The sequence below is a fragment of the Streptomyces sp. NPDC037290 genome, from assembly GCF_055603245.1.
In genome coordinates this window covers 1-1,648 of the sequence record NZ_JBVJVZ010000126.1, presented here as the reverse complement: position 1 = coordinate 1,648, position 1,648 = coordinate 1, and the positions used below count along the sequence as shown (strand labels likewise).

The 1,648-nt window shown below is 65.8% G+C and carries 2 protein-coding genes and 1 pseudogene; 2 read left to right on the top strand and 1 reads right to left on the bottom strand.

Annotated elements, in window-relative coordinates:
• Together ACZ7HQ_RS45335 and ACZ7HQ_RS45330 are read left to right on the top strand one after the other, a co-directional pair.
• Positions 1–267 (top strand): annotated as a pseudogene (locus ACZ7HQ_RS45335) (serine hydrolase); the annotation flags it as partial.
• Between the two features lie 373 nt (positions 268–640).
• Entirely contained in the window at positions 641–805 is a 165-nt protein-coding gene (locus ACZ7HQ_RS45330) for a hypothetical protein (RefSeq protein WP_158709191.1), read from the top strand.
• 415 nt (positions 806–1,220) lie between these two features.
• Here ACZ7HQ_RS45330 and ACZ7HQ_RS45325 read toward each other — a convergent pair.
• A partial coding sequence (locus ACZ7HQ_RS45325; protein ID WP_471003453.1) for an integrase core domain-containing protein occupies positions 1,221–1,648 on the bottom strand: 428 nt, incomplete at its 5' end.

Here is a 1,648-nt window from a genome sequence, read left to right as displayed (position 1 = left end):
CTGTGGGCCACCCCGCGTGATACCGCCCACCTCCTGACCAAGCTGCTCGTCGAACGATGTCTTGGCGAACCTGCGCCCTCGTGGCAGACGACGGGCCGACTGCGCTGGCACGACGGTGCAACCCGGGGCGCCTCCGTCTTCGCGGGTGCCATGGACGACGGCACCTGGGTCATGGTCCACCGCCTCTCCGGACAGCCACTGCCGACGGAAAAGATGGCTGCCCAAGTCCTGAAGAACGCGGTGACTGAAACGTCCCGCGAAGTTTGAACACAGCACGCAGGAACGCCGCACCACGCCGGCGCCGACGACCTCACCGACGACAGTTGGACCCCCACCGACTGGCAGCAGGCCGCCGCACGCGCACTTTCGGCGCTTGGCGCCCAGTGGGCCGCCGGAGGGGAGGGGGCGGTGACCGGCTGCTCCTCGTCGGCTGCCTTCGCCAGGGGCTTACGCTTGTCCGCGACTTCCGCCTCGAGCTGGGCTGGCTCACCGACGCTGCCTGGGCCTACGTCAGCGACTCCGTCTGGGAACCGGTCTCCCCGCCCTCGTCCGCGACGTCGGCACCGACCGCAACGTCCCCGGCCGCGCCGACGTCCTGCGCGCCGAGATCTACGCCAGCGGCCTCGTCGCCCCCGAGGTCATGCTCGAACTCGCCGTCGTCTTCCACCACACCGACGCCAACGCGGCCACCTCGGCCATTGGCCGCCTGCACAGGCTTACCAACAACGACAACTATGCCTACTACACCGACGTTGCATACCACATCGCCAACACCATCAACGGCAACCCCTCAGCCGCGCGGTAGACCGACGGTGCAGCGACCATCCACCACCGCTGGCGGGCTCTGACCAAGGCCAGGCGCTCGCGCCTCCGCCGACGGTAGTTCCAGATAGCAGGTCTCGGCCAGATCACCGGGTGCGCCCAGGTGACGGCACCCATGTGGGTGCCGTCAGTGAGGCAGGGCCGCCCCCCTCAGATCACCTCAGGCATTCGCTCCTTGAGGCCCGTGCTGCCCCTCTTCTGGACAGGCAACTCTGCTTCGTCAGCGTCGTGGAACGTGAACTTGAGGCATGAGATGCCAGCGCCTCGTGCATGTGCGTTCCACGCCTTGACCATGACGCCGTATATGGCCACTCGGTCCTTGAAAGCTCGCATGCCGGACCTGTGCTCCATGCCACGGCGGCGGAGCGCCATGAACCGTTCCGGGTTCCGTAGAGACTTCAGATTGTGGTTGTGACCTGGGGTTTCGTGGTCTTGAGGTAGTAATTGGTCTCGTATTCGACGGGTGGGATGTGCCCTATTTCACCGTGGAGTCGGCGGTGGCAGTTCCAGTCCATCCACTCGGCGGTGCCGAGTTCGACCTGAGCGAGTGTCTTCCAGGGCCGCTGCGGCTTGATCAACTCGGTTTTGTAGAGACCTATCGCCGATTCCATCAGTGCGCTGTCCAGAGCATCCCCGACCGTGCCGATGCTCGCCGCGAGACCAGCGGCATCCAGGTGCTCGGCGAGCCGGAAACTCGTGTACTGCGACCCGGCATCCGAGTGATGGATCAACTCGCCGCAAATATATGGGTGTTGGCCACGGCCGCGTTCCCACAGGGCCATCTCCAGGGCATCCAGGACAAGCCGGGTCTCCTTCGTCGTGGCGG

Bases quoted from the DNA above. Each gene is read 5' to 3' on its own strand.
- ACZ7HQ_RS45330 (WP_158709191.1), top strand. From the start codon at position 641: ATGCTCGAACTCGCCGTCGTCTTCCACCACACCGACGCCAACGCGGCC.